Source organism: Alienimonas chondri (assembly GCF_013036045.1).
Classification (GTDB): Bacteria; Planctomycetota; Planctomycetia; order Planctomycetales; family Planctomycetaceae; genus Alienimonas; species Alienimonas chondri.
On the sequence record NZ_WTPX01000211.1, the window covers coordinates 1 to 6,081 of the forward strand.

General features: G+C 64.7%; 6 protein-coding genes. All 6 read left to right on the forward strand.

The features are described from left to right. Positions 1 to 46 precede the first annotated feature (46 nt). Positions 47 to 1,726 carry an NADH:ubiquinone reductase (Na(+)-transporting) subunit B gene (locus LzC2_RS19605; protein ID WP_171189724.1) on the forward strand — a complete coding sequence of 560 codons (1,680 nt, stop codon included), beginning with the start codon at positions 47 to 49 and terminating at the stop codon, positions 1,724 to 1,726. A 71-nt stretch (positions 1,727 to 1,797) separates the two neighbouring features. Beyond that, complete coding sequence (gene nqrC, locus LzC2_RS19610; RefSeq protein WP_171189725.1) at positions 1,798 to 2,694, forward strand: NADH:ubiquinone reductase (Na(+)-transporting) subunit C; 897 nt, start codon at positions 1,798 to 1,800, stop codon at positions 2,692 to 2,694. A 66-nt stretch (positions 2,695 to 2,760) separates the two neighbouring features. Next, on the forward strand, positions 2,761 to 3,378 hold the full coding sequence (locus tag LzC2_RS19615) for an NADH:ubiquinone reductase (Na(+)-transporting) subunit D (RefSeq protein WP_171189726.1): 618 nt from the start codon (positions 2,761 to 2,763) through the stop codon (positions 3,376 to 3,378). Positions 3,379 to 3,448: 70 nt separating this feature from the next. Further along, a complete protein-coding gene (nqrE, locus tag LzC2_RS19620) occupies positions 3,449 to 4,096 on the forward strand; it encodes an NADH:ubiquinone reductase (Na(+)-transporting) subunit E (RefSeq protein ID WP_171189727.1) in 648 nt (215 codons plus the stop codon). A gap of 70 nt (positions 4,097 to 4,166) precedes the next feature. After that, on the forward strand, positions 4,167 to 5,399 hold the full coding sequence (nqrF, locus tag LzC2_RS19625) for an NADH:ubiquinone reductase (Na(+)-transporting) subunit F (RefSeq protein ID WP_171189728.1): 1,233 nt from the start codon (positions 4,167 to 4,169) through the stop codon (positions 5,397 to 5,399). A gap of 2 nt (positions 5,400 to 5,401) precedes the next feature. Beyond that, positions 5,402 to 6,081: FAD:protein FMN transferase (locus LzC2_RS19630; RefSeq protein WP_171189729.1), on the forward strand; the 680-nt coding region annotated here is incomplete at its 3' end.

Here is a 6,081-nt window from a genome sequence, read left to right on the forward strand (position 1 = left end):
CCGCCCCCGTCATCCTGCCCCCATTCGGCGACCCCGCCGACCGGCCATGAAGCTGCTCCGAAGCTCCCTCGATAAGTTCGCCCCCCCGTTTGAAAAGGGCGGTAGGCTGGAGAAGATGTACCCCGCCTACGAGGCGGCGGACACCTTTCTGTACACGCCCGGCGAGGTGACGGAGGGACCCAGTCATGTGCGTGACGGGATGGATCTGAAGCGGATGATGACGCTGGTCGTCGTCGCGCTGATCCCCGCCATCTTCATGGCGTGCTACAACACCGGCTATCAGGCGAATTACGCGCTGAAAAGCGTGTTGGCCGACAACGCCGTCGAGTCGCGGCAGGCTCTCGCCGCCGAGGCGGAGCAGGCGCTGGACGCCTTGCCTGCCGGGGCGTTGAAGGATCTGGGCGCCGAGGAGTTCGCGACGCTATCCGCTGGGACGCTCGTGCTGGATCCCGTCGAGAAGATCGAGGCCGCCGCAGATCCGGTCCTGTCGACCTCGACCGCGCAGCTTGAGAAGGCGATCCTCGGCGACGGGGAGCCGACCGCCGCTCAGAAGGAGCGGCTTGAGGCGGCGCTGGGCGCCCGCGGGGCGGTCGACGAGCTCGTGCAGGCCCGGTTGCTGGAAGAGCCGCGCGTCGAGGGCTGGCGGGGCTGGCTGATGGGGGCGTTGGGGCTCTCGCCCGATCCGGACAACCACATCGCGAACTTCCTGCACGGTCTGCTGTGGTTCCTACCGCTGTACATCGTCACGGTGGCGGTGGGCGGCACGGCGGAGGCGATTTTCAGCGTCGTGCGGGGGCATGAGATCAACGAAGGCTTCCTGGTCACCAGCATGCTCTTCCCGCTGACGCTGCCGGCGACGACGCCGTTGTGGCAGGCGGCGCTGGGCATTCTGTTCGGCGTGGTGATCGGGAAGGAGGTGTTCGGCGGGACCGGCAAGAACTTCCTGAACCCCGCGATGACCAGCCGGGCCTTCCTCTACTTCGCCTACCCGGCGGAGATCACCGGCGACAAGGTCTGGAACGCCGCGACCGGCGCCAGCCCCGCGGCGTACGACGCCTATTCCTCGGCGACGACGCTGAACACGATGTCGACCATGCCGAAAGGCTCGAGCATCGCCGATCTGCAGGCCGCCTACGATGTGGTGCCCGGCGGGTGGTGGGAGTCGTTCCTGGGGATGATCGAGGGGTCGATGGGCGAGACCAGCACGCTGGCGGCCCTCATCGGCGCCGCGATCCTGATCGGAGTGGGCGTGGGCGCCTGGCGGATCATGGCCGGCTGCGTCGTCGGGCTATTGGCTTTCGATACGCTGTTGTGGCTGTTCGTCGGCGACGGCCTCGCCTGGCTGGGGATGGCGGAGGCCGCCCGCGTCGGCGATCCGGGCGCGGCGTACGCGATGTACAACATTCCGCCCTGGTATCATCTCGTCGTGGGCGGGTTCGCCTTCGGGGCGGTGTTCATGGCGACCGATCCGGTCAGTTCCACATGGACGAAGGCCGGGCACTGGTGGTACGGCATCCTCATCGGCGTCGTGACGGTGCTGATCCGCGTGGTGAACCCCGCTTACCCGGAGGGCATCATGCTGGCGGTGCTGTTCGGCAACGTCTTCGCTCCGCTGATCGACCACTTCGTCGTCCAGCGGAACATCAACCGCCGGTTGGCTCGGGCGAAAGCGACGACCGCGAAGCCGTCCGAAGACTACTCCGTGCCCGCTCCCGCAACCGCGTGACCCCGGCCGGGCGTTCGCGTCCGGCTTCGGTTTCCTCCCCCGTTTCTCGCTCCTCCGACGACCCGTCCCCCGTGGCTTTCAAGCCGAAGAATAAAGACTCGCTGGCCAACGTGCTGACGGTATCGGTGCTGCTCTGCCTGGTGTGCAGCGCGGTGGTCAGCGTCGCTGCGGTCTCCCTGCGGGATTTGCAGGACGCCAACGAGAAGCTCGCCAAGCAGCGGAATCGTCTGCTCGCCGCCGGGCTGATCGAGCAGGACGCCTCCAACGACACGGTCGACGAGGTCTACGCCGCCCGCATCCGCGAGCAGTGGATCGACTTCTCCACGGGCCGGCCGGTCGTCGCCCCGGACCCGGAGAGCAAGGCGTACGACTTCGAAGCCGCCGCAGATTCCGACGAGCTGTCGGGGGCGATCCCGTCCGAGTACGGCGTGCCGGGCCGTCGGCCGAACGTCGCGCCGGTCTACCAGGTGCTCTCCGAGAACGGAAATTCCGTCGAACGCCTCGTGTTTCCGGTCGCCGGCAAGGGCCTCTGGAGCACGCTGCGGGCGTATCTCGCGTTGGACGTGAACTTCGACGAGACCGATCCCAAAGCTCGATTCCCGATCGCCGGCGTCACGTTCTACGAGCAGGCCGAGACCGCCGGTTTGGGCGCCGAGGTTGAGAACGCCAGTTGGCAGCAGGAATGGCAGGGCCGATCCGCGTTCGACGAAACCTTCACCCCGGCGTTCGAAGTGGCGAAGGTGCCCGCCGCCGAGGGCAGCGAGGCCGCTCAGTATCAGGTCGACGCCCTCGCCGGGGCGACGATCACGTCCAACGGCGTGGAGTACATGGTGAACTACTGGCTCTCCAAGGACGCCTTCGGAGCCTACCTGAAAGAACTGGACCCCGAGTTGTTAGAGTTGCATCGCGTCGACCCGGCCGCCGCCGAGGCGGCGCTCGACAAGCAGGCGGAGACGACGGCCAACTGACGCCGCCGCGATCCGCCCCCCTCCGCCCGCTTTCCTCCCCGTTCGCCGCCTGGCGCTGACCCCACGATGGCCGCCCCAAAGCCGACCTCGGTCCTGTTCGACCCGGTCTTCAACAACAACCCCATCGGCTTGCAGATCCTCGGGATTTGCAGCGCGCTGGCGGTGACCAGTCAGTTGAAGCCCAGCATCGTGATGAGCCTCTGCGTGATCGCGGTGTGCGCGTGCAGCGGGGCGGCGATCGCGATGATTCGGGACTTCATTCCCAGTTCGATCCGGATCATCGTGCAGATGACGGTGATCGCCTCGCTGGTGATCGTGGTCGATCAGGTGCTCAAGGCGTTCGTGCCGGACGTCGCCCGCCAGCTGAGCGTGTTCGTCGGGCTGATCATCACGAACTGCATCGTGATGGGCCGGGCCGAAGGCTTCGCGATGAAGAACTCCGTGGGCCTGTCGTTCCTGGACGGCATCGGCAACGGGTTGGGCTACGGACTGGTTCTGGTGCTGGTCGGCTTCTTCCGCGAGTTGTTCGGCGCCGGGACGTTGCTCGGTTACGACGTGTTGAACCAGTTCGACTACAACGGCAACGGCCTGATGCTGCTGCCGCCGAGCGCCTTCTTCCTGATCGGGGCGTTCATCTGGATCGTTCGCACCTGGAAGCCGGAGCAGGTCGAGGAGGGGCATTGAGGAGTGAGTTGAGAGACGAGAGTCCAGAGTTGAGAGTCCCTCCGCACGCCCCCGCCGCCGTTAAAACATCATGATCGAAGCCTACCTCGGACTGTTCCTCAAAGCGGTGTTCGTCGAGAACCTCGCGCTTGCCTTCTTCCTGGGCATGTGCACGTTCCTGGCGGTCAGCAAGAACGTCAAAACGGCGATCGGGCTGGGAATCGCGGTCATCGTGATTCAGTCCATCACCGTCCCGGCGAACAACCTGATCTTTCAACATCTGTTGAAGCCGGGAGCGCTGATCTGGCTGGACCAATTGCTGGGCCACAGCCCGACGAACGAAGATCAGTTTCAGTTCGCCTCGTTGGACCTCAGCTTCCTGGGCTTCATCAGCTACATCGGCGTGATCGCGGCGATGGTTCAGATCCTGGAGATGACGCTCGACCGCTATGTGCCGGCTCTCTACAACGCGTTGGGCATCTTCCTGCCGCTGATCACCGTGAACTGCGCGATCCTCGGCGGGAGCCTGTTCATGGTGGAGCGGAAATACGATTTCGGCCAGAGCGTCGTGTACGGCCTCGGCAGCGGCTTTGGCTGGGCGTTGGCGATCGTGGCCCTCGCGGGCATCCGCGAGAAGTTGAAGTACTCCGACGTCCCCGACGGTTTGAAGGGTCTCGGCATCACCTTCATCACCGTCGGCCTTATGGCCCTCGCCTTCATGGGCCTCGGCGGTATTTGACCAGCGGTCCGGTTGCGTACGCGACCGGACGGCGGTTCCTCGTACAGATTACGGTTTCTCAAAAAGTCCGATGGCCGAATTTTACCCGATCCTGCTCGGCATCACCTTCTTCACGCTGATCGTGATGGGGCTGGTGACGGTCATTCTGTTGGCCCGCAAGCAGCTGGTCGCCAGCGGCGACGTGGAGATCAACGTCAACGACCAGAAGACGTTGCATATCCCCGCCGGCGGCAAATTGCTGGGGGCGTTGGCCGATAACGGCATTTTCGTCTCCAGTGCCTGCGGCGGCGGCGGCACCTGCGCCCAATGCAAAGTGAAGGTGCTCGAAGGCGGCGGCGACCTGCTGCCGACCGAAGCGGGCCACATCAACAAAAAGCAGGCCCGCGAGGGCGAACGCCTGTCCTGTCAGGTGGCCGTCAAGCAGGACATGAAGATCGAAGTCCCGCCGGAGGTCTTCGAGACCAAAAAGTGGGAGTGCACGGTCCGCAGCAACGAGAACGTCGCCACCTTTATTAAGGACCTCATCCTCGAAGTCCCCGAAGGCGAGCAGGTGAAGTTTAAGTCCGGCGGATTCATTCAGATCGAAGTGCCGCCGCACGAAGTCGAGTACAAGGACTTCGCCGTCGAGGAGCACTTCCGCGGCGACTGGGACAAGTTCGACCTGTGGCGGTACAAGTCCGTCGTCGACGAGCCGGTGTTCCGGGCCTATTCGATGGCCAACTGGCCGGGCGAAGAGGGGATCATTCGCCTCAACGTCCGCATCGCCAGCCCGCCGCCGCGGGCGCCGGAGGGCACCCCGCCGGGGAAGGTGAGTTCGTACATCTTCAACCTGAAGCCGGGGGATAAGTGCACGATCTCCGGCCCCTACGGTGAGTTCTTCATCCGGGACACGAAGGCCGAGATGGTCTACATCGGCGGCGGCGCCGGCATGGCCCCGCTCCGCAGTCATATCTTCCAACTCTTCAAAGGGCTGAAGACCGACCGCAAGGTCTCCTATTGGTACGGCGGCCGCAGTAAGCGCGAGCTGTTTTACATCGACGAGTTCCGGCAGATCGAAAAGGATTTTCCGAACTTTCAGTTCAATATCGCCCTGTCCGATCCGATGCCGGAGGACAACTGGGACGGCTACACCGGGTTTATTCACCAGGTGCTGCTCGATAACTATCTGAAGGACCACCCGGCGCCGGAGGATATCGAATATTACATCTGCGGCCCGCCGATGATGTTGCAGGCCGTTCTGAAGACGCTCGACGATCTGGGCGTGGAGCCGGAGAACATTATGTTCGACGACTTCGGGGGTTGAACGTGTCTGTCCGCAAGAACGCCGAGGCTCCACGGAGCCTCGGCGTTTTGTGTTTATTGGTGCTGGTCGCGGCGGGCTGCGGTCCGCTCGCCGACGCTCCGCCGGAGCCCGCCGTCGTGCGTTGGCAGGGGCAGACGATGGGGACGACCTACTCCGTCGCGATTGCCGAACTGCCGGAGGGGATCTCAGCAGACTGGCTCAAAGCTCGGATCGACGCCGAGCTGCAGGCCGTCAACCGGCAAATGTCTACCTGGGACCCCGAGAGCGAATTGAGCCGCTTCAATGCCTCTCAGTCGACCGACTGGTTCGACGTCTCCCCGGAGACCGCGGCCGTCACGGCGCTGGCGCTCGAGATCGCTGCCGACAGCGGCGGGGCGTTCGACCCGACGGTCGGTCCCCTGGTCGATCTGTGGGGGTTCGGCGACGGAGCGCGACCGATCGAAGCGCCGTCCGATCAGGTCCTCGCGGAGACGCGGGCGCACGTCGGCTATGAAAAGCTGCACGTTCGCGACGACCCGCCGGCACTGCGGAAGGATATCGCCGGGCTGCGGGTCAATCTGTCCGCCATCGCGAAGGGGCACGGGGTCGACCGCGTGGCGGATGCGTTGGAGGCTGCGGAACTGACGAACTATCTGGTGGAGATCGGCGGCGAAGTGCGGGCGGCGGGGGTGAAGGCGAACGG

What these genes read in the sequence shown, in the direction of transcription:
- nqrF (WP_171189728.1), top strand. Translation starts at nt 4,167, where the DNA reads ATGGCCGAATTTTACCCGATCCTGCTCGGCATCACCTTCTTCACGCTG.
- nqrE (WP_171189727.1), top strand. Translation starts at nt 3,449, where the DNA reads ATGATCGAAGCCTACCTCGGACTGTTCCTCAAAGCGGTGTTCGTCGAG.
- LzC2_RS19605 (WP_171189724.1), top strand. Translation starts at nt 47, where the DNA reads ATGAAGCTGCTCCGAAGCTCCCTCGATAAGTTCGCCCCCCCGTTTGAA.
- LzC2_RS19615 (WP_171189726.1), top strand. Translation starts at nt 2,761, where the DNA reads ATGGCCGCCCCAAAGCCGACCTCGGTCCTGTTCGACCCGGTCTTCAAC.